The following is a 20,674-nucleotide window of genomic DNA, read 5'->3' as shown; positions in this document are numbered from 1 at the left end:
AGGTATTATAAATCTCGGTTTTTTAATAATCTATACGATAAAAAAACGAAAAGCGCTGTCCAACACATAACAATAGCCAATTCGTGCCAATGCACGGCGTAATCATAAATAAGTTCTCCTTTGTTAGGAAATTTAGTCATGGCTATTCTTTGAAACGGTTGGTCTATTAAATTATACATAGATTTTAAAGGAAAGAAATCCTGAATATTACCAGCTAAAGCAACATCAAATTGCCAAGAAAATATCCCAAACAGTATCCATTCTGTAATAAATAGAATGAATAAGAATGCTAATGCAAACGCCGACCGTTTTACTAACATACCTAAAAACAAACATAAACTAAAGAAACCAATGAGTTTTAATAGGTAAGCAAATAGAAACTCGATTTCACTAAAAATTATGGAAGCCTCGTTATAACTAGAATAATATAAGCCAATACAAAATGAAATTAAACCAATTATAAAGGTTGAAACCAATGAAAAGAATACAATAGTATAAAACTTAGAAAGTATAAATTCCTTTTTGCTTAGTCCATCAATAAGGTTTTGTTTAATAGTTTTATTGCTGTACTCATTACCAATCATGCTCACTACAACAATGGCAAAAAAGAACTTAAATTGAGACGCGAAAAATGTGGTTAAGTGCCAAATAATAGGGAAGTTGAAAATACCTAGTTCACCTAATTCTAGTGTAAAAAAACCAAAAACATTAATTTTTAGTGAGGATAAAAGTATCACGAAAAAGGGTAAAATAAAGGATACGAATATGAGTATTTTGCTCGTTCTATTTAGTAATAGCTTTTGTAATTCTAAATTTAAAAGTCGTAACATTGGGGTTAGTTTTGGTTGTTGTTATCAGTTAATTGTAAAAATTGTTCTTCTAAACTTTCCTTACGCTGTACTAAATGTGTTAGAATAATACCTTGGCTAAAAAGGTATTTGTTAAAATCTTCAGATTTCATAGGTTCATTTAAAAAGGCGGTAACTAGTTGGTCTTCCACTTTAATTTTGCCAAATGAAGGGTTGCTTTCTAATAATGTAATTAATTCGGCTACTTTATTCGATTTAAGTTCAAAAAAGCCATGACTAGAAATCATTTCATCAACCCGACCAGAATACAGTTTTACACCTTTACGAAGTACCACAACATGCGAGCATACTTTTTCAACTTCATCTAACAAATGCGATGCTAACAATATAGTTGTGCCTTTAGCGGCTATTTGTTTTATTATTTTTCTAATTTGATGAATACCTTGCGGGTCTAAACCGTTGGTAGGTTCATCAAGAATTAATATTTCCGGATCGTTTAATAGGGCAGAAGCTATGGCTAAACGTTGTTTCATGCCTAAAGAATAGGTCTGGAACTTACTGTCCTTACGTTCTAAAAGCCCAACAACTTCTAGCTTTTCGTTTATTTTGCTAAGCGGAACATCTTTAATTCTACAAACCAATTTTAAGTTTTGTTCTGCAGTCATGTACGGATAAAAATTAGGGCGCTCAATAATGGCACCTACTTTTTTTAAGGCATCATGAGTTGAGGTGTTTCCGTCAAACCAATGAAAATCCCCTTCGGTTTTATTCACTACATTTAGTACAATACCTAATGTTGTAGATTTTCCGCTTCCGTTTGGCCCTAAAATGCCGTAAACATTACCTTTTTTAATGGTAAATGATAAATTTTTTACTGCTGTTAAGTACCCGAATTTTTTGGTAAGGTTGTTAATTGAAAGTATAGTATCCAAACTAAAAGTTTTTTGGGCCAACCTAAAAAGTTAGCTGTGGTTTGTTATTTTAGTACGACGAATGTATGCCGTTTTTGTTACACCCATATCAATAAAAACATTAAATTTGAATAAGTAAGATGCCTATGCAAGATTTAAAAATATCAAAGAAGAAGCCATCGTTTCCTATAACGCCTAAGTTACACGAGTATTTAAGCGAATACAACAGAAATATAAAAATCCCTATTTTTTATGATGATTTGTTGCGTTTTCAAGGTTCTATTGTGGTTTATGATAAAGATGATAACGACACGTTATGGATTCGGGTATATTATAACGACTATGAACGCGAGGAAATTGATGCTGCCTTAAAAAAGGTATATACCATATTTCATTCTGATGGTAACGATAGTGTTTTGCCGTTTTTAAATGTTGATGCTATTGATTTTTGCACCTTTGGAAACTCCAAACCATTTAGAATAAAAGTTAGAAATATTTTAAATGATAATTATACGTATTTTTATGTAAAAACAGCCGATTCTTCTAGGATTTATGGTTTAGAGCTAGAACATATGTTGTCGCCTTACAACCTAAACTATTTGGTGTATAAGAATACATTAATAGAAGAGCATATTGCAGGTATTCCGGGAGATGAGTTTATAAAGAATTTTTTACCAAAATGCGATAAATCTGAAAAATCTCAAATAGCCAAAGAGTTTGTTAAGTTTAACGAACGTTGTATGATTAGGCTTTTAGGCGATATGCGATCGTACAATTATGTTATTGTACCAACTCACGATTTTGATCATGTGGTGTATAAAATAAGAGCTATAGATTTCGATCAGCAGTCTTATGAGGGGAAGTTTAATATTTACAGACCGCAATTTTTTAAAGAAAACTATGAGATGGTGCAATTGGTTTCCAACAGTATGCAAAAACTGTCTATAAACCAATATAAAACCGAGGAACGTTCTATTTTAGTAAAACGCTTAAAAAGTTTTCATGATCGTATTGATGTATTATTAGATTGTATGGGAGAAGATGCCATTTCAACGGTCGATAATATCGATTTATTAAAATATAAGATATTTGAATACACGCAAGACGTTAACTTTAAACGTTGCGAAAATATGGGGCAAATTCTAAAATACTCATTGGAGTTTTTAACCCGAAATTACGAAAATGTAAATATTGAGAATTTAAGAGAGCAACGAAATACTAATTCCAGTTTTCGTTAAAATCTAGATTGTCATAATCATCTAAATCAATCTCGTCGTCAAACTCGTTATACGGGTCGTCTTCGTCTGCTTCAAACACTTTTTCTGGGGCAGTATCTGGAACTTGACCTTGCACAAACATAAGGTTAGGGTAATCACTACCTTCGGTTTCATCAACAATTTCAGCAAGTTCAACATAGAATGTCCACATGCTCATAAAGTCGTAAACGTATATTAGTTTTGTTTGTGCTTCATGAACCACACTGTCCAAAGATGTTTCGTTCATTAATCGCGCAGAACCATCATCACTTAAATCAAATAAAGAAATTTCTTCACCTTGTTCCCAAATATCGTTACTTAAATAAAATGAAGCCATTTCACTTCCATCAAACCCAAAAGATTGTGTAACTATATTGTGTAAATCTTCAAGGGTATCTGTTTCACGAATTTCTAAATCGCGAAAAATATCCTCTTCTGTATCATTATCTAAAATAACTCTAAATCTATAAATCATGGCAAGCAAATTATGCTACAAAGGTAGCTTTTTTTTAAATTATTTTGAGAATCTATGAAGCGCAAATGTCATGGCGCTTAACAGAAAAAAGGCTCCTATTTGATGGGCAACACCTAACCAAAGTGGAACAGCATAAATTATGGTTAAAACACCAAGCAAAAATTGAAATCCTACTAGAACTAACAAGGTATTTATACCTTTACTTTGTAGTGTGGTAAGCGATAATTTACGGGCTCGAAGCCATAATACTGAAATGGAAATAACAACTAAATACGCTAAAGTTCTGTGAATAAATTGTATGCCGCTTGGGTTTTCAATAAGGTTCTTGTAAAAAGGATCAAGAACATACACGGTATGATGTATGAACTTATTGTCATTCATTAAAGGCCAGTGGTTATGCAGTAAACCGGCTTTTAAACCAGCAACAAAAGCACCATAAATAATTTGAATGATAAGAATGATATAACTAACTATTATAAGTTTTTTAAAGGACTTATTAATTGTTTTTCTGTTCGGAAAATATAGGTCTAAGGCTACCCAAAGTGTAGCTGCAAAGGTTAGGAATGCAGTTGTTAAATGGGCTGCTAGCCTAAAATGACTAACATCTGGCATATCTACCAAACCACTTTTAACCATGTACCAACCTAAAAAACCTTGAAAGCCTCCAAGTATTAATAAAACCAAGCATTTTTTTATGGTGCTTTTGTTAAGTTGTTTGGTTGCTAAAAAATATAAAAATGGAATAATGAATACTAGGCCAATAACTCGACCTATAAGTCTATGTAACCATTCCCAAAAATAAATACTTTTAAAATCTTCTATGGTAAAATGCGAATGTAATTTTTGGAACTCGGGATATTGCTGATATAAATTAAAAGCTTCTTCCCACTCGGCATTATTTAATGGCGGAATAGTACCCGTTATTAATTTATAATTTGAAATGGATAAGCCAGAATCTGTAAGTCTAGTTATACCACCAACAACTACCATAATAAAAATTAATACACACCCGGTAAGCAACCAATAGATTACTTTTTTGTTGTCCTTTTTCATATTAAATTAATGCTTTTTTAAAACATATACTATTTTCAATAGTTGCATATTGTCCGTAGTTAGGTATAACTTGATACTTATTTTTTTTATAAAACTGCACAGCTTCTATTTGTCTTTTTCCTGTTTCTAAAATACATTTTTTATACCCCAATTCTTTTGCCCAATCCTCTAAACCTTCTAAAATTTTAGTAGCAAGACCTAAATTTCTGGCTTCTGTACTTGTAAACATGCGTTTAATTTCTACGGTATCTTTATCCACATGTTTAAAAGCACCGCAGCTTGCTGGTTTATTTTGAATATAGGCCACAATAGTGTTTTTTAAGACATCAATATTGTTGTACTGGTCGTAAAAATCATGATCATCGCCGTCTACTATTTTTAAATAGGCATCTAGTTGCGTCACCAAATCTATGAAGTCCTTGTTCTCCGAGTCTGTTTTAACTAAATGCATCTTGTTATTTCTGTTATAAAACTCGGTTTTTTAAACTTCCTTAGTGTTAACTGCTTGCAGTCCTAAGCGTTTTCCTTCTTTTAGCATTAATTGAAATGCTGCCTCATATTCATTAGGAATGTTTCCTTCAAGTATAGCTTCTTTAATGCTTTCTTTTATAAGTCCAATTTCGCGAGATGGTTTTAGATTAAATGTTTTTATTATTTCTTCACCAGATATTGGCGGTTGAAAATTTCTAACATGATCGCGAGCTTCTACTTCAATAATTTTTTCACGTACAATTTTAAAATTGTTATGGTATTTGTTGAATTTTTTAGGATTCTTGGTTGTTATATCGGCTTCACATAGTGTCATTAAATCTTCAACATAATTGCCAGCATCAAAAACTAAGCGACGTACAGCAGAATCTGTTGCCATATCATCGGCTAAAACAATAGGGCGAGAGCTCATGAAAACCATTTTCTGAACAAATTTCATTTTGTCATTTAATGGCATTTTTAGTCTTTTAAATAAATGATAGACCATTTTAGAACCTTCAAATTCATGCCCATGAAAAGTCCAACCTACTTTTTTACTAAACTTTTTAGTTGGAGCTTTTCCTATGTCGTGCAATAAGGCTGCCCAACGTAACCAAAGATTATCTGTGTTTTTGCAAATATTATCGACTACCTCTAAGGTGTGATAAAAATTGTCTTTATGACGTTGTCCTTCAACCTCGTCAATACCTTTTAAGGCTGTTAATTCTGGTAGGATGTGTTTTAATAATCCCGTTTTTTCTAATAATAGAAACCCTTTTGATGGTTTTTTACTTTCAAGAATTTTATGAAGCTCGGTAACTATACGCTCGTTAGTAATTATTTTAATACGATCGCTATTATTAGTTATGGCTTCCAGCGATTTTGCTTCTATAATAAAATCGAGTTGGGTAGCAAACCTAATGGCGCGTAACATACGTAACGGGTCATCACTATAAGTTATATCTGGATTTAAAGGAGTTTTAATGATTTTGTTTTCTAAATCATTAACCCCATTAAAGGGGTCTAATAAATCGCCAAAAGCATCTTCGTTTAAATTTAGTGCCAGTGCGTTTATAGTGAAATCTCTTCGGTTTTGATCGTCTTCTAAGGAACCATTTTCAACAGAAGGGTTTCTGCTATCTTCCGTATAAGATTCTTTTCTAGCTCCAACAAATTCAATTTCAATATCATCATGCCTTAGCATAGCCGTACCATAAGTTTTAAAAACTTGTACTTTGGTTTTAATAGGTAGGTTTTTAGCAACTTGTTTTGCTAACTGAATGCCATCTCCAATGGCAACAATGTCTATGTCTTTAGCATCACCACGTTTTAAGAGAAAATCGCGAACAAAGCCACCTATTACAAAAGATTCTAGTTGAAGTTCTTTTGCCGATTTTGATATGATTTTAAATATGTTATGCTGAAGTGCTTCTTTGTAATTCATGGTTGTGTTTGAGCGTTTACTCTCGAATAATCTTTACAACATTACTGTTACTAATCTTAATAATTGATGACGGTTTATTGCAAATTTTTTCCTGCTGCAAATTTACTACATAATCGACACCTTTTAAAATCTCATCGCTTATTTCTTTAAACGATTTTGGAGTTGGCGCACCACTAATATTGGCCGAAGTTGAAACCAATGGTTTATTTAGTTTTCGGGATATCCAGTAGCAGAAATCGTCGTCAGGTATTCTTATAGCAATACTACCATCATCAGCAATTAAATTATGTGCTAAATTTTTGGCATCGTCATAAATAATAGTTGTTGGTTTATCTGTTATTTCTATTATGTTTAAAGCCGATTGAGGTATTGTTTTTACAAACTGTTTTAGCATTCTATCATCGGCCACAAGACATATAAGCGCTTTAGAATCTATACGATTTTTTAAATTATAGATCTTTTTAACGGCTTCCGAGTTGGTGGCATCGCAGCCAATTCCCCAGACCGTATCTGTGGGGTAGAGGATAATGCCGCCGTTTTTTAGGATTTGTAGTGTTTTATTGATTTCGTTTTGCATATATATTGTTATAATTCAGCAAAACTAATAATAACGCTTTAAATGTAAAGATTTATATTTGTGTTAAACTATAGTTAATATATGATAAATGTCTCAAAGTCTTTTTTACCTAATCAAGAAGAATATCAAGCACACTTAAAGAAGTCATGGGATAAAATTTGGATTACTAATAGAGGAGAATTAGTAAAGTCTTTGGAGTTTCAGGTAAAAAATAAATTTAATATTACGAATATGATTGCTACTACAAATGGTACGTTACCATTGCAGATAGCAATAAAAGCATTACAATTAAAAGAAGAAATAATTACAACCCCTTTTAGCTATATTGCTACGGCCTCAAGTATTGTTTGGGAAGGTTGTACACCTGTTTTTGTAGACATTGATAAAGAATCCTTTAATATTGATCCTTCTAAAATTGAAGCTCACATAACTAGTAATACTACTGGTATTGTTGCAACGCATGTTTTTGGAAACCCTTGTAATATAAAGGCTATTAAAGCTATTGCCGATAAATATAATCTTAAAGTTATTTATGATGCTGCACATGCTTTTGGTGTAGAATATAAAAAGCAATCTATATTTGAATATGGGGATGTAAGTACCTGTAGTTTTCATGCTACTAAAATTTTTCATACAGGTGAAGGTGGAGCAATGTTTTCTAAAAATAAAGAGTTGCATGATACTTTGTATTATCATCATAATTTTGGGCATGATGGTCCTGAAAAATTTCATGGTTTGGGTATTAATGCCAAAATGAGTGAATTTCAGGCAGCCATGGGATTAACCATATTACCTTATTTTGATGATATTTTTTATAGACGAAAGCTTTTGTACGATAGATATTTGAATCATTTAGAAGATAATAAAGATTTGGTTTTTCAAAAAATTAAAAAAAATGTACTTTATAATTATGCGTATATGCCTGTAGTTTTTAAAAATGAAAAACAATTATATGAGGTTAAGAAAGCCCTAAATGAAAAAGATATACATCCAAGGCGGTATTTTTATCCAGCATTAAATACAGTTGATTATTTAGGTGGGCAAAACATGCCTATTGCGGAAAATATAGCTAAGCGTATATTATGTTTGCCTTTATATTTTGATTTAACAGAAGATCAAGTGGATGCTATTAGCTTAATTATTAATAAAACAATCTAAATGAAACCAACTATATATTTAATTGGTGTTGGATATTATACGGAAGTTATAATAGAACTGGCTAGAGAATGTGGTTATCAAGTGGCAGGGTTATATCATTATAATGAGGATCGTGTTGGAGAAATAGTTCTAGGTGTAAAAATTATAGATACCACTAAAGCGCTTTTTAGTGGTAATATAAAAGGTGAAAAATTTGGCGTTTCTGTAGGAGAAAACAATACTAGAGAGTCAATTTCAAAAACAATAAGGAGCCTTGGAGGGGAAACACCTAATTTGATACATCCAAAAGCAGTTCTAAGTCCATCTGTAGAAATTGGTGTTGGATGTTTTATACACGCCATGGCTATTTTGCATACAGCAACTAAAATTGGTGATGATTGTATTGTGAGTTCTGGCTCTATGTTAGGACATCATGCTAGTTTGGGTAATGTTTGCTTTATGGCACCTTTTTCCTTAGTTGGTGCTTATAGTACAATTGGTGAGCGTGTTTTATTTGGGTTAAATTCTTTAATTCTACCTAATAAGTTAACACTTGGTAACGATTGTATTGTTGGTGCTAAAGCAAACGTTACCAAATCATTTGATGCTAAAACTACCTTAATAGGTAATCCAGCAAAACCGTTAAAATCTAAAAAGTAAAATTTGAAACCACTATTAAGTATTTGCTGTACATCGTATAATCATGAAAACTATATTAAGGAAACTCTTGATGGTTTTTTAATGCAAAAAACCAATTTTCCTATAGAAATTTTAATTCATGATGATGCTTCAACCGATAGGTCTGCGGAAATTATTAAGGAATATGCACAAAAAGATGGTCGGATAATAACGATACTTCAAACCGAAAATCAATATTCAAAAAAAATCAAACCATGGCCCAATTTTCTTTTTCCAATGGCAAAAGGTAAATATTTAGCACTTTGCGAGGGTGATGATTATTGGATAGACCCTTTAAAACTTCAAAAACAAGTAGATTTTTTGGAAACACATAGCGATTTTAATATTTGTTTTAATGCTTCAAAAATTTATATACAAGATACAAATACTTTTAAAGAAGATCCTTTTAGAGGAAAATTTCCAGAAATATTAACTATCAAAGATTTAGCACGTAAAAACTATATAAGAACCAATACTGTTGTTATGCGAAATAATTTTACGTTACCTGAGTGGTTCAATCAATTACCGTTTGGTGATTGGCCTATGTATCTAATTATGATAAAGGATAATAAGGTGAAATATATTGATGATGTTATGGGAGTTTACAGAATTCATAGTGAAGGTGTATGGTCTGGAAAGGATAAAGCTAAAATGATTGAAATGACGTTAATAGGCTTGGATATGCTTATTAAAAGTAACATATTACCAGCTCATATCAATAAGATTCTTTTAAAGCGTTACAGGAAGTACGCATTTAAAGCTCAAAAAGAAAAATTTAGGGGTTATCTTAAAAGCCGTTAAAGCATAGTTGTGTTGTTAAAAGCATCATAGCTAATATTTTGATAATATATGTTTTATAGGTGTTAGAAGGCGGAAAACAATTCTAATTGATCACACTTATATCCGAAATTAAATAAAAATAGTGAGTTTGCGTTTTAAGAGCTCTATAGTGCCTTCTTTAAATACAACTTACACGAATTGACGATAACTTTTTGTTTCCTTAAATCATAGAAAGTAGGATGTGCCAAGGTTTTCCGTTTAAGAATGGTTTTTATGAATTTTTAAAAGCTCTTCATACATTTTCTCTGTAATAACCTCTTTTGTAAAGTTCTCCTTTAAATGCTTAAACCCATTTTTAATAAACTTTTCTTTTAGTTCTTTATTCTCTAAAACAGTTAATACCGCCTCAGCAAAGGATTCTGGGTTTTCTTTTTCGCAAAGCAAACCTGTTTGGTTATGGTTTACTACTTCAGGAATACCAGCCGCATTGGTAGCTACAATAGGCACGTGGCTAGCATAAGCTTCTAATAGAACACCTCCTGTTGGCTCTAGTTTTGATGTGAACAAAAACAGATCAAAATCAGCAAAGATTTCAGGAATATCGTTTCTAAAACCCAAAAATAAAATGTGGTTTTCAAGTCCTAATTCTTTAGTAAACGCCTTTATTTCATCTTCCATTTTACCAGTACCAATTAATAAAAATTTAGCGTTTGGTAGTTTATCTTTTAAAACACTTACTGTTTTTACAAATGTAAAATGATCTTTAAAAGGCACAAAGGCCGATATGTTGGCTATTAATTGTGTGGTGTGAGGTAAGCCTAACTCGTCATGTAGTTTGTATGATTTTGAAGTGAGCTTAAAGTCATCCAAATTTGTAGCGCTTCCAACAATTGAAAATCGCGAATGGTCTTTTATTGATGGTCCTAGAACATCGATAACAGCCTGAGAAACACAAATAAGTTTTACTAAATGCTTATAGTTGTATTTCCATTTACGTAATGGATTAGTTGCTATGTCCTTTATTAAGGTTCTAAAAAATACCAATGGCGTTTTCTTAATGGATAGGAGCGAAGCAATAACACATAAGGTATGTGCGGTACTATTATGGATTAAAACCAAATCGATTTTTTCTTCCTTTACAACTTGTTTGATTTTTTTTATCCAACTTCTACTATATTCCGATTTTAAAGGAAGCGCATGGACATTATAATTTTTTGAAGCCGCAATTTCAGCTAATTTGGTTTCGGTAGGGCAAATTAAAACTTGATGCTCTATTTTACTATCGAAAGCGTCATAATAATAAACAATTTGCTGTTCGTGACCACGCCATACACTGGAAGCCGTTATTTGAAGTAATCTCATATAAATTTGTATTCATCAAATGTAAAATAATATATCTAAATTGTTGAAACTTTATAATAAAAAACGTAAAATATTGTAATATTGCGGTATGAAGAATTCAGTAATTCATGATCATTTTAAGCCTTATAAAACGCAAATAGATAACTTTATTTTCAACTTTGATAATGAAGGAGAAGATTTTGGCAATCAACAGCGTAACAGTTTAAAGCTGTTTACCTTAAATGATAGGTTGGTAAATATTAAGTCCTTTAGAATTCCCAATATTGTAAACCAAATTGCTTATAAATTCTTCAGAAAAAGTAAAGCGGAACGCTCTTTCGAGTATGCTAAAAAACTTACCGAACTAAATATAGGAACACCACAACCTATTGCTTATTACGAGTTTAAAACGCCTTTTTTATTCAAAAAAAGTTATTATATAAGTGAGCATTTAAATTACGATATAACTTATCGAGAACTTACTACAGATTTTAATTATCCAGATCATGAAACTATTTTACGGGAGTTTACAAGGTTTACTTATAAATTGCATGAAAATGGTATTAATTTTTTAGACCATTCTCCAGGTAATACTTTAATAAAGAAGGTCGATGGAAAGTATTTGTTTTATTTAGTTGATTTAAACCGAATGGAATTTAAAGCTATGAATTTTGAAACGCGAATTAAAAATTTTGCTCGCTTAACAGTTCATAAATCTATGGTTGAGGTAATGAGCGATGAATATGTAAAATGCTCCGGTGAAGATTATAATAAGGTATTTAATTTAATGTGGCATGAAACTGAAGATTTTCAAGCTAGATACCACCGAAAGAGACGGTTAAAAACCAAAATGAAATTCTGGAAATAACTCCATTAATTTTAATCGTTTTGTTACCCGTGTTAAAAATAAATTCCAACTGTAATTAGTTTATTTAAAGGAGTGATTTTGCAAATCAGGAAGACTAAAATGAACGATTTTCATTCATGTGAAAATTTATTTTAGAAAATTCGTGTCTAGGTATAAATTAAATTATTTTTGATGCTATGAAAATTGAAGTATCTGTAATTATTAGCACATATAATAGTCCTTTGTGGTTAGAAAAGGTTTTATGGAGTTATGATACGCAGACTTATAAAAATTTTGAAGTTGTTATTGCAGATGACGGTTCAGGCGAAGAAACTATACAACTTATTGCTTCTATAAAGAACAAGTTGAGTTATCCTGTACAACATATTTGGCATGAGGATAATGGTTTTCAAAAAACGATTATTTTAAATAAAGCTACTATTTCGAGTAAAGGTGATTATTTAGTTTATACAGATGGAGATTGTATTGCTAGAAAAGATTTTTTAGAAGTACACGTGGCAAATAGAAAGGCGGGATGTTATTTATCTGGTGGTTATTTTAAATTGCCAGAGCACATAAGTAAGTTAATTTCTAAGGACGATATTTATAATCAATCCTGTTTCGACATAAAATGGCTTAAAAAGCATGGTTTAAAATCTTCTTTTAAAAATAATAAATTAACAGCTAGGGGTTTGAAAATGAATATTTTAAATTTTATAACTCCAACTAAAAGCACATGGAATGGCCACAACTCTTCAGCATACAAAAAAGATATTCTTAATGTAAATGGGTATGACGAACGTATGCAATATGGTGGGGAAGACAGAGAATTAGGAGAACGTTTAGTAAACGCAGGAATGAAGGCTAAGCGCGTTAGGTATAGTGCGATATGTTTACATTTATATCATGAAAGAGGTTATGTAAATCCAGAAATGATAGCAGTAAATAAGTCCATTAGGTTAGTAACAAAAACACAGAAATTAACAAAAACGGCTTTTGGAAATCAGCGAGTTAATTTTTCTAATTCTTGATATCTAAAATAGACACCATAAGCGCTTAAATAGCATATTTGAAAACCTTCTTTACCATCTAAAATACCCAACCTAAAAATGTAATTAGTAACAAATTTAATTACAGGGCGTAAGTATAAATGGTATGGACTCGATTTTTTGCCTTTATTAAATAGTTCTAAGGCTTTTAGCTTAGCGTAACGTTCCATTTTAGATTTATAATGAGCAGAGCTATCAAAGCAATAATGTAACATCGTGTTTTTAAACAATTTGCTTTCGCCATCAATTTCAGGCATTTCATGTACAATTTTATCTTCAATATAATTTACTGTTCCCTTTTTAAATAACCTATAAGTGGTATCAGTTTGAAAGCCACTAAAACGAATTCTTTTCTGTTTAAAAAAGTAGAGACGCTTAACCATATATGCAACACTATCTTTAGGTGTGTTTATTGCTTCTAGGATTTCATTTTTAAGAGGTTCAGGAATACGCTCATCTGCATCAATAAATAAAATCCATTCGTGGGTCGCTTGTTTAAGTGCGTAATTTCGTTGATCAGCAAAGTTTTTAAATTTCCGTTGTATAGTTTTAACGTTCTTTAATTGCTGAAGTTTTTCAAATGTGCCATCAGTACTAAAAGAGTCTACTACTATAATTTCGTCGGCAAAATCTATATTTTTAATTACGCTCTCAATGTGTTTTATTTCATTAAAAGTAATTATTAAAGCCGTTATGTTTTGCTTGTTTTTCAAAGAAAAGTCAGGTTAAAATTATTTAGTAAAAGGGCGGTTATAACTTTTAAGAGTAAAGAAATTTAAGCGTTTTCTAATTTTATATTTTCGAATAAGATTTAAAGGTTTCTTTTTAAGGTGGTTTTTGTTTTTATGTAAAAAATCGATGGTTGCCGTAATAACACGTTCGGATGACTTTCCATCAAAATAGGGGTGTAAATTATTAATGAAATCTTCTATGTTTTCAATCAAACTATTAGGTGCAGTTAATGCTTTTTTAAATGCAGACTCAATAGCATTTGTTTCTGTAACATTTATTAAATAATTGTGATTAAACGTGTGATTGAAAGTAACTACAGGTTTTTTTTGTAATAAAAATTCTTGAATTGCAGAAGTGGTATCTGCAAACATGATATCAGATTTTTTAAATAGCGGAATTAAATTAGTGGTATCAAAAAAGGTGAAATTTTCACCATTTAAACTTTGCCATTTCAATTTCAATTCTTCTGGTAACTTAGGATGCATTACCATTAAAAAGTTATAATTCCCTTGCCTTGATAATTGTTTTATTTCGTTAAAAATATCATTATTATAAGCTAAACTTAATCGTTTAGTAAAAGTTGTAGCAATAAGTATAGTTGGTGTTTTGGAGTGGTTCTTTTCCGTTAAAGGAAATAAAGGGTCAACCTTACTCCAACCTGTTTCTACAATATCAAAATGTGGATGCTTAGGCTGTTGTAATTTAAAACCGTTTGTACTCGAAGGGCCTTGTGTACAATACAAATCAAAGAAACCTCTAATTCTAAAATGAGCTTCTCCGTTATTTTTTTCTGGACGTTTAAAAGATAAAAACCCATGAAATATCTGAACTTTTATACCCGAAATAAAATCTGGTACATCATCCGTAGCCGCTAAAACGATATCAGGTAGGTAATTTATAACTTCTGTAATATCATTTAAAACATTTTCCTTGAGGTTTAAATCAGGATTATTTTTATCAAGATCACTAAACCATTTAACTTCATAACCTCGTTTTAAAATCTCTTGTTCCAAAGGGTTACCAATAGGAATGGCGTAACTATAAGATATGTAAATTAAAAACTTATAACCCATTGGTAGTTATTTATTTAAAAAGCTAATTAGCTTTGGTTTTATGTACTCTGGTTTTAATTTTAAATAATAGGCTTCTATATTTTTTTTAGCCAATGCGATATCATTTTCAGAATATGGTATAAAATCTGAAATGTGAATTGCTACATGTTGGTTGTCACTTTCTACATCTCCAAACCAATTCTTTTTATTTAAGTAAGGCGAAAATATAGTGAAAGTTTTAATACCTAAAGCTTTTGCCATATTGTTAGCACCACCTTCATTACCAATTAGTGCTGTACAGTGTTTTGTAATAGCTAAAAATTCACGTAAACTTTTACCAAATATATCAAATAAAATATGTTGTTGTGTTATTTGGTTACAAGCATCAAAGATGGCTTTAGCATCTTCTCTCTGTTTCGGAATATAATTAAAAAGTATTCGAGAATCTGGTTTTTGCTCTACTATTGTGTCTAGCAATTGGGCCATATAATTTTTAGGGTAGGTTTTATTTTCGCTACTTCCTAAAACACTTATCATATATAATGGATTTGTTAGATCTATATTATGTTTGATTAAATATAATTTAGCGTCCTTAATCTCGGTAGCCGTTAAATAAATTTTTGGTGTTATAGTATTAAAATTTATTTGAAGGGGTTCTAGAAGTTTGAATCTGTTTTCAAAGGCTAGACTAGAATTGTTTTCGGGGTGTTTTAAGCGTTTAGTTGTATGGGAGTAAATAAATGCCGTATGCTTTTTACGGTAAGCACTTTTTATTTTAGATTTAACAAATAGGCATATTAAAGCACTACTTATTTTTCCGTAAACATCTATTACAGCATCATATTCTGCTTTTCGTATTGTTTTTAAAAAAGCAAAAAACTTTAGTTTACTTTTTTCTATTTCAGGTGTGATAAAAATAAAATTGTCTATAAACGGATTATTCTCAACAACTGGGTAGGTGTGTGTGTTTATTAAATAATCCAATTGTGCTTCAGGGAATTTATGGCGAAGACTTTCAAACAATATGCTACTTGTAAGCACATCGCCAATCATTTTTTGTTGAATTATTAAAATTTTCATCCTAGCATCAAATTACAAACAAAAAATCCCAAATTCCAACTTTTAACGTGTTGGAATTTGGAATTTAGTTTTTGGAGCTTTAAAATTTAAACCGCAACACTATGCTCACGAAGTGCATCGTTAAGCGAAGTTTTCTTGTTAGTACTTTCTTTACGTTTTCCAATAATTAAAGCACAAGGTACATTGTAACTTCCAGAAGGGAATTCTTTTGCGTAACTACCAGGAATAACTACCGATCTTGCAGGAACAACACCTTTATATTCTTTTGGCTCATTACCAGTAACATCAATAATTTTTGTACTCATAGTTAATACAACTCCAGCGCCTAAAACAGCTTCGGTTTCTACACGTACACCTTCTACAACTATACAACGGCTACCAATAAATGCGTTATCTTCAATAATTACTGGAGCAGCTTGTAAAGGCTCTAAAACACCTCCAATACCAACACCTCCAGATAAATGTACATTTTTACCAATTTGAGCACAACTACCAACAGTTGCCCAAGTATCTACCATTGTACCTTCATCTACATAAGCACCAATATTTACATAACTAGGCATTAAAATAGTACCTGCAGAAATGTAAGCACCGTGTCTTGCAACAGCATTAGGTACAACTCTAATACCACGTTCTGCAAAGTTTCTTTTTAATGGAATTTTATCATGATATTCAAAAATACCAGCCTCTAAAGTTTCCATTTTCTGAATTGGGAAATATAAAACAACAGCTTTTTTAACCCATTCGTTTACTTGCCAACCATCTGCTACAGGTTCTGCAACTCTTAACTCGCCTTTATCTAATAAATCTACTACGTGTCTTATTGCTGTGGTGGTCTTTTCTTCCTTTAAAAGATCTCTATTATCCCAAGCGCTTTCGATTGTTTGTTGTAATTCAGTCATTGCTATAATAATTTTTGGCAAATATAATGGCTATCATTTAAAAAGGCGTTTAAATTGAATTTTTTTAAGTAAAAAAGCTTCATAAAACAATTAAGAAAATGCTGTTTTTAAGATGAAATACATATATACTCCTAGAAATGCAGACAATAAATAAATTGCAGTGTGGTTTTGTGTTTTTTAGCGTTTAAATTGGTTTTTGGTCTGTTTATCGGTAAAAACATGTCGGTTCTCTTATAAACGAAAATTCGTGGCGTACGACTAATTTTTTGTAGTTGAACATGGTTGTGGTTATATATTTGAACCATCAAACAATGATAAACACAATGAAAGCTAATTTTTACATCTTATTCATCTTATTATTAAGCTTCTCTTTAGGAAATGCACAAAGCACTAATGAAGTTGTAAGTATTGATACTAATGTGATAGTTTCTGTATCAAACGAAACAGAAGTTTCTACTGTAAAAAATGATTCATTATTAATTGATGCCTCTCAAATAAATGAAACAATTGCTCGTAGTTCTAGCGATATTAGAGTATATTTAAATCGCAAAAGAAAAGTAAGTAATATCAATTTACTTTTTAGAGAAATGAATAAAGCTACTAGAGCATAAACGATAATGTTCAAATATTAATAATTAAGGTTAAATATCCAAAAAAAAAGGCTGTCCACTAGGATGGCCTTTCTTGTTTTATTAAGTTATTTTTGAAAAAAAAATATGTCAAGAATTTTAGCAATAGACTTTGGTACTAAAAGAACAGGAATAGCTGTTACAGATGAGTTACAAATAATTGCATCGGGTTTAACTACAGTTAATACAAAAGAGTTAATTGTATTTTTAAAAGACTACGTGGCTACAGAAAGTGTTGAGTTGTTTTTAGTTGGCGAACCAAAACAAATGGATAATTCTGCTTCCGAAAGCGAAGTTCATATTGTTAAGTTTCTTGCTAAATTAGAAAAAGCAATCCCAAACATACCAATTAAACGTGTAGACGAGCGCTTTACATCTAAAATGGCATTTCAAACCATGATAGATAGTGGCTTGAAAAAAAGTCAGAGAAAAAACAAAGCGTTAATTGACGAAATTAGTGCAACACTAATTCTACAGAGTTATTTATATTCTAAATAGCTAAACAAAAAAGAGAATAAATTTTTATTAAATACAAAGCATAAACTATAAGTATTGTATTTTTGCAAAGAATAATAATTTAGAGAATGATTTTACCTATTGTAGCTTACGGAGACGCCGTTTTAAAGAAAAAAGCAAAAGATATTACTAAGGATTACCCTAATTTAGAAGGGTTGTTAGAAAACATGTTCGAAACCATGTACAATGCTTATGGAGTAGGTCTTGCGGCCCCTCAAATAGGATTGCCTATTCGTATGTTTTTGGTTGATACTACGCCGTTTTCAGAAGATGAAGATTTAAGTGAAGATGAGCAAAAAGCGCTAAACGGATTTAAACGCGTTTTTATTAATGCTCAAATTACTAAAGAAGAAGGTGATGAGTGGGCTTTTAACGAAGGTTGTTTAAGTATTCCAGACGTTAGAGAAGATGTGTTTAGAAAACCTAAAATTACTATTGAATATCTAGACGAAAACTTTAAATCACATAAAGAATCTTTTGATGGGTTAATTGCTCGAGTAATTCAACATGAATACGACCATATTGAAGGTGTTTTGTTTACCGATAAGTTATCGAGCTTAAAAAAGCGTTTAATAAAAGGTAGACTTACTAATATTTCTAAAGGGAAAATAAATGTAGACTACCGCATGCGATTTCCAGACCAAAAAAAGAAACGATAATATTTGCAATACATCAATAAACAGTTGATATTTGTCTCTTTCAAAAAATAATTTATGAGTTTAGAAAAAGTAATTTCAATTTCAGGAAAACCAGGGTTATACAAGTTAATTACCCAAACAAGAGGAGGTTTTGTGGCAGAATCGTTAATAGATAACAAACGTATTTCGGTTAGTATGCAAAACAATGTAAGTGTATTAAGTGAAATTGCTATTTATACATTAACCGAAGAGGTGCCTTTACGTCAAGTTTTTCAAAGTATTAAAGAGAAGGAAAACGGAGAGAAAACATCTGTAAAGCCAAAAGACAGTAAAGATAAATTAGAAGAATACTTCTTTAATGTTTTACCAGATTACGATGAAGATAGAGTGTATGCTAGCGATATTAAAAAAGTAATTCAGTGGTATAATTTATTGCAAGAGCATAACATGTTAGATGGTTTAGAAGCTACAGAAGCTGAAACCGTTGTAGACGAAGAAGAATAAATAAAATAAATAATTACGATTAAAACCTTCAAATCTTGAAGGTTTTTTTATGCGTTTTTGTAAGGTGTTATTAAAAATTACGACTATTTAGTATCTAACAAAATTATCTTACATAATGAATTCTCTCTGGTTTTTTGATGATGTAAACCTATTTAAGGTGCTTTGCCCACATAAGTTTAAAGCCTATAAAAAAGGTCATGATTTTGATGCCTATAAAAAGAAAGACTACATCTACTTTGAGGAGGATTCTGCAAACAAAGTATATCTAATAGAAAAAGGAAAAGTAAAAATTGGCTATTACAGCGAAGATGGTAATGAGGTTATTAAAGCCATTTTAACTCGTGGTGAAATTTTTGGAGAAACGGCCATTTTAGGAGAGGAAAAGCGAGAGGAATTTGCTCAATCTGTAGATAATAACACGAGTATTTGCCCTGTAGGAGTTAATACTATGCATAATTTAATGCGAGACAATCAAACCTTCAGTTTAAAAATATATAAGGTTATTGGGTTTAGGCTCAAAAAACTTGAACGTCGTTTACAGCTTTTACTTTTTAAAGATGCAAAAACCAGACTAATCGAGTTTTTAGACGAGTTATGTTCAGATTACGGATACGATTGCGAAAAAACGGGCGATAAAATTATTCATCATCCATATACTCAAAAAGATATTGCATCATTAATAGGTACATCAAGACCCACTTTAAATATTCTTCTAAACGAATTAAAGGAAGAAAATATCATTCAATTTACTAGAAAAGAGATAAGAATCCATCATAAAACGGCTTAATGTTAGATAGCTAACATTTTATAAAACATAGCTGATATATTTTTGAAGTATAAAATAACTAAAATAAATATATCATGATTAAAAAAATGTTTTTAGCAGTATTAGTGGCAGGAGTTTTTGCTACTTCTTGTAGTAATGACGACGACGGAACGGTGTCATCCAGATTAAATATTTCATTAGATGGATTAGAAAATTTAGGAAACGACTTTGTCTATGAAGGATGGATAATTGTTGATGGGAATCCGGTAAGTACGGGCGTGTTTACAGTAGATGATAACGGAAATTTATCTGAAACTAGTTTTTCAATTTTAAAAGAGACGCTTGATGCAGCAACAAATTTTGTATTAACTATTGAACCAGCAGTCGATCCAGATCCAGCACCAGCAGAAACTAAGTTGTTAATTGGAGATTTTTCAGGTAATTCTGCAAGTGTAAGTTCTGCGGGTATTGTTGCAGATTTAGCTTCAGTATCTGGGAACTATATTCTAGCAACTCCAACAGATGCAGATGATACTAATGAGTCTAGTGGTGTTTGGTTTTTAGATAACTCTAGCGGGTCTGCCGTTGCAGGTCTTGATTTACCAACCCTTTCGGCTGGTTGGAAATATGAAGGATGGGTTGTTTTTGATGGCACTCCGGTATCAACTGGTACATTTTTAGATGCAGCTATGGCAGACGATAATGCAGCTACTTCACCTTTTAAAGGTAGCGTAGGTAACGGACCAGGTTATCCAGGAGAGGATTACGTAATGGGTACTGCCGCAGGAGTAACATTTCCAACAGATTTAAAAGGTAAAACTATTGTTATTTCTGTAGAACCAAGTCCAGATAATAGTGCAGCGCCTTTTACTTTAAAACCATTAGCGCATGTTGTACCAGATAATGCAGCCGACCATACTGTAATTTCTATGGGAACAGGTCCTGTAACTATTTTAACAGGTACAGTTACTAGATAGACCTAAACTTTTTTGTTAGATTTAAGGCATGGTTTCAATTATTGAAACTGTGC

At 31.4% G+C, this 20,674-nt stretch carries 24 protein-coding genes; 12 read left to right on the top strand and 12 right to left on the bottom strand.

Going from position 1 to position 20,674, the window contains the following annotated elements; all coding sequences use genetic code 11:
* Positions 1-5 precede the first annotated feature (5 nt).
* Together AAFN75_RS01500 and AAFN75_RS01495 are read right to left on the bottom strand one after the other, a co-directional pair.
* Complete coding sequence (locus tag AAFN75_RS01500) at positions 6-830, bottom strand: ABC transporter permease (protein ID WP_411807921.1); 825 nt, start codon at positions 828-830, stop codon at positions 6-8.
* A gap of 5 nt (positions 831-835) precedes the next feature.
* Positions 836-1,741, bottom strand: coding sequence for an ABC transporter ATP-binding protein (locus AAFN75_RS01495; protein ID WP_411807920.1), 906 nt, complete (start codon positions 1,739-1,741; stop codon positions 836-838).
* 125 nt (positions 1,742-1,866) lie between these two features.
* Here AAFN75_RS01495 and AAFN75_RS01490 point away from each other — a divergent pair, with 125 nt between their 5' ends.
* Positions 1,867-2,958, top strand: coding sequence for a hypothetical protein (locus AAFN75_RS01490; protein ID WP_144116462.1), 1,092 nt, complete (start codon positions 1,867-1,869; stop codon positions 2,956-2,958).
* Here AAFN75_RS01490 and AAFN75_RS01485 read toward each other — a convergent pair.
* Genes AAFN75_RS01485 through AAFN75_RS01465 form a run of 5 tightly spaced genes read right to left on the bottom strand, consistent with a single transcriptional unit; the run spans position 2,939 to position 6,993 of the window.
* Positions 2,939-3,451 carry an IS1096 element passenger TnpR family protein gene (locus AAFN75_RS01485; protein ID WP_411807919.1) on the bottom strand — a complete coding sequence of 171 codons (513 nt, stop codon included), beginning with the start codon at positions 3,449-3,451 and terminating at the stop codon, positions 2,939-2,941. The two genes, AAFN75_RS01490 and AAFN75_RS01485, sit on opposite strands and share 20 nt — an antisense overlap.
* Positions 3,452-3,490: 39 nt before the next feature.
* Positions 3,491-4,504, bottom strand: a complete 1,014-nt coding sequence (locus AAFN75_RS01480; protein ID WP_411807918.1) for a COX15/CtaA family protein — start codon at positions 4,502-4,504, stop codon at positions 3,491-3,493.
* Between the two features lies 1 nt (position 4,505).
* The gene (locus tag AAFN75_RS01475) at positions 4,506-4,955 is read right to left on the bottom strand and encodes a GNAT family N-acetyltransferase (RefSeq protein WP_411807917.1); all 450 of its coding nucleotides are present in this window, start codon (positions 4,953-4,955) and stop codon (positions 4,506-4,508) included.
* Positions 4,956-4,985: 30 nt separating this feature from the next.
* Positions 4,986-6,416: a CCA tRNA nucleotidyltransferase gene (locus AAFN75_RS01470; protein ID WP_411807916.1), complete on the bottom strand. Its 1,431-nt coding sequence runs from the start codon at positions 6,414-6,416 to the stop codon at positions 4,986-4,988.
* A gap of 16 nt (positions 6,417-6,432) precedes the next feature.
* Positions 6,433-6,993, bottom strand: a complete 561-nt coding sequence (locus tag AAFN75_RS01465; RefSeq protein ID WP_411807915.1) for an L-threonylcarbamoyladenylate synthase — start codon at positions 6,991-6,993, stop codon at positions 6,433-6,435.
* Between the two features lie 81 nt (positions 6,994-7,074).
* Here AAFN75_RS01465 and AAFN75_RS01460 point away from each other — a divergent pair, with 81 nt between their 5' ends.
* The 3 genes from AAFN75_RS01460 to AAFN75_RS01450 are packed head-to-tail and all read left to right on the top strand — an operon-like array spanning position 7,075 to position 9,609.
* Positions 7,075-8,151: a DegT/DnrJ/EryC1/StrS family aminotransferase gene (locus AAFN75_RS01460; RefSeq protein ID WP_411807914.1), complete on the top strand. Its 1,077-nt coding sequence runs from the start codon at positions 7,075-7,077 to the stop codon at positions 8,149-8,151.
* Positions 8,152-8,790, top strand: a complete 639-nt coding sequence (locus AAFN75_RS01455) for a DapH/DapD/GlmU-related protein (protein WP_411807913.1) — start codon at positions 8,152-8,154, stop codon at positions 8,788-8,790.
* Between the two features lie 3 nt (positions 8,791-8,793).
* The gene (locus AAFN75_RS01450) at positions 8,794-9,609 is read left to right on the top strand and encodes a glycosyltransferase family 2 protein (RefSeq protein WP_411807912.1); all 816 of its coding nucleotides are present in this window, start codon (positions 8,794-8,796) and stop codon (positions 9,607-9,609) included.
* Positions 9,610-9,846: 237 nt separating this feature from the next.
* Here the strand turns inward: AAFN75_RS01450 and AAFN75_RS01445 are convergent, their stop codons facing one another.
* The gene (locus tag AAFN75_RS01445; protein WP_411807911.1) at positions 9,847-10,950 is read right to left on the bottom strand and encodes a glycosyltransferase family 4 protein; all 1,104 of its coding nucleotides are present in this window, start codon (positions 10,948-10,950) and stop codon (positions 9,847-9,849) included.
* Between the two features lie 88 nt (positions 10,951-11,038).
* Here AAFN75_RS01445 and AAFN75_RS01440 point away from each other — a divergent pair, with 88 nt between their 5' ends.
* Together AAFN75_RS01440 and AAFN75_RS01435 are read left to right on the top strand one after the other, a co-directional pair.
* Positions 11,039-11,797 carry a lipopolysaccharide kinase InaA family protein gene (locus AAFN75_RS01440; RefSeq protein ID WP_411807910.1) on the top strand — a complete coding sequence of 253 codons (759 nt, stop codon included), beginning with the start codon at positions 11,039-11,041 and terminating at the stop codon, positions 11,795-11,797.
* A 176-nt stretch (positions 11,798-11,973) separates the two neighbouring features.
* The gene (locus AAFN75_RS01435) at positions 11,974-12,807 is read left to right on the top strand and encodes a glycosyltransferase family 2 protein (protein WP_411807909.1); all 834 of its coding nucleotides are present in this window, start codon (positions 11,974-11,976) and stop codon (positions 12,805-12,807) included.
* On the opposite strand, the gene AAFN75_RS01430 is transcribed toward AAFN75_RS01435, so the two are convergent.
* From AAFN75_RS01430 to AAFN75_RS01415, 4 genes are all read right to left on the bottom strand, one after another.
* Positions 12,780-13,538, bottom strand: a complete 759-nt coding sequence (locus tag AAFN75_RS01430; RefSeq protein ID WP_411807908.1) for a glycosyltransferase family 2 protein — start codon at positions 13,536-13,538, stop codon at positions 12,780-12,782. The two genes, AAFN75_RS01435 and AAFN75_RS01430, sit on opposite strands and share 28 nt — an antisense overlap.
* 18 nt (positions 13,539-13,556) lie before the next feature.
* The gene (locus AAFN75_RS01425; protein ID WP_411807907.1) at positions 13,557-14,630 is read right to left on the bottom strand and encodes a UDP-N-acetylglucosamine 2-epimerase; all 1,074 of its coding nucleotides are present in this window, start codon (positions 14,628-14,630) and stop codon (positions 13,557-13,559) included.
* A gap of 6 nt (positions 14,631-14,636) precedes the next feature.
* On the bottom strand, positions 14,637-15,689 hold the full coding sequence (locus tag AAFN75_RS01420) for a glycosyltransferase family 9 protein (protein ID WP_411807906.1): 1,053 nt from the start codon (positions 15,687-15,689) through the stop codon (positions 14,637-14,639).
* Positions 15,690-15,775: 86 nt separating this feature from the next.
* A complete protein-coding gene (locus AAFN75_RS01415) occupies positions 15,776-16,591 on the bottom strand; it encodes a 2,3,4,5-tetrahydropyridine-2,6-dicarboxylate N-succinyltransferase (protein ID WP_411807905.1) in 816 nt (271 codons plus the stop codon).
* A 323-nt stretch (positions 16,592-16,914) separates the two neighbouring features.
* Between AAFN75_RS01415 and AAFN75_RS01410 the strand changes: the two genes are divergently transcribed.
* The 6 genes from AAFN75_RS01410 (at position 16,915) to AAFN75_RS01385 (ending at position 20,621) form a co-directional block, all read left to right on the top strand.
* Positions 16,915-17,202 carry a hypothetical protein gene (locus AAFN75_RS01410; RefSeq protein ID WP_411807904.1) on the top strand — a complete coding sequence of 96 codons (288 nt, stop codon included), beginning with the start codon at positions 16,915-16,917 and terminating at the stop codon, positions 17,200-17,202.
* Positions 17,203-17,307: 105 nt separating this feature from the next.
* On the top strand, positions 17,308-17,718 hold the full coding sequence (ruvX, locus tag AAFN75_RS01405) for a Holliday junction resolvase RuvX (protein WP_144116445.1): 411 nt from the start codon (positions 17,308-17,310) through the stop codon (positions 17,716-17,718).
* An 86-nt stretch (positions 17,719-17,804) separates the two neighbouring features.
* Positions 17,805-18,395 carry a peptide deformylase gene (gene def / locus AAFN75_RS01400; RefSeq protein ID WP_411807903.1) on the top strand — a complete coding sequence of 197 codons (591 nt, stop codon included), beginning with the start codon at positions 17,805-17,807 and terminating at the stop codon, positions 18,393-18,395.
* Positions 18,396-18,449: 54 nt separating this feature from the next.
* Positions 18,450-18,878, top strand: a complete 429-nt coding sequence (locus AAFN75_RS01395; protein WP_411807902.1) for a DUF5606 domain-containing protein — start codon at positions 18,450-18,452, stop codon at positions 18,876-18,878.
* Positions 18,879-18,993: 115 nt separating this feature from the next.
* Complete coding sequence (locus AAFN75_RS01390; RefSeq protein ID WP_411807901.1) at positions 18,994-19,665, top strand: Crp/Fnr family transcriptional regulator; 672 nt, start codon at positions 18,994-18,996, stop codon at positions 19,663-19,665.
* A 74-nt stretch (positions 19,666-19,739) separates the two neighbouring features.
* Entirely contained in the window at positions 19,740-20,621 is an 882-nt protein-coding gene (locus AAFN75_RS01385; RefSeq protein WP_411807900.1) for a hypothetical protein, read from the top strand.
* Positions 20,622-20,674 lie beyond the last annotated feature (53 nt).

It is taken from the genome of Algibacter sp. AS12, from assembly GCF_046736315.1.
Classification (GTDB): domain Bacteria; phylum Bacteroidota; class Bacteroidia; order Flavobacteriales; family Flavobacteriaceae; genus Algibacter_B; species Algibacter_B amylolyticus.
This window is presented reverse-complemented; position numbering and strand designations above follow the sequence as displayed.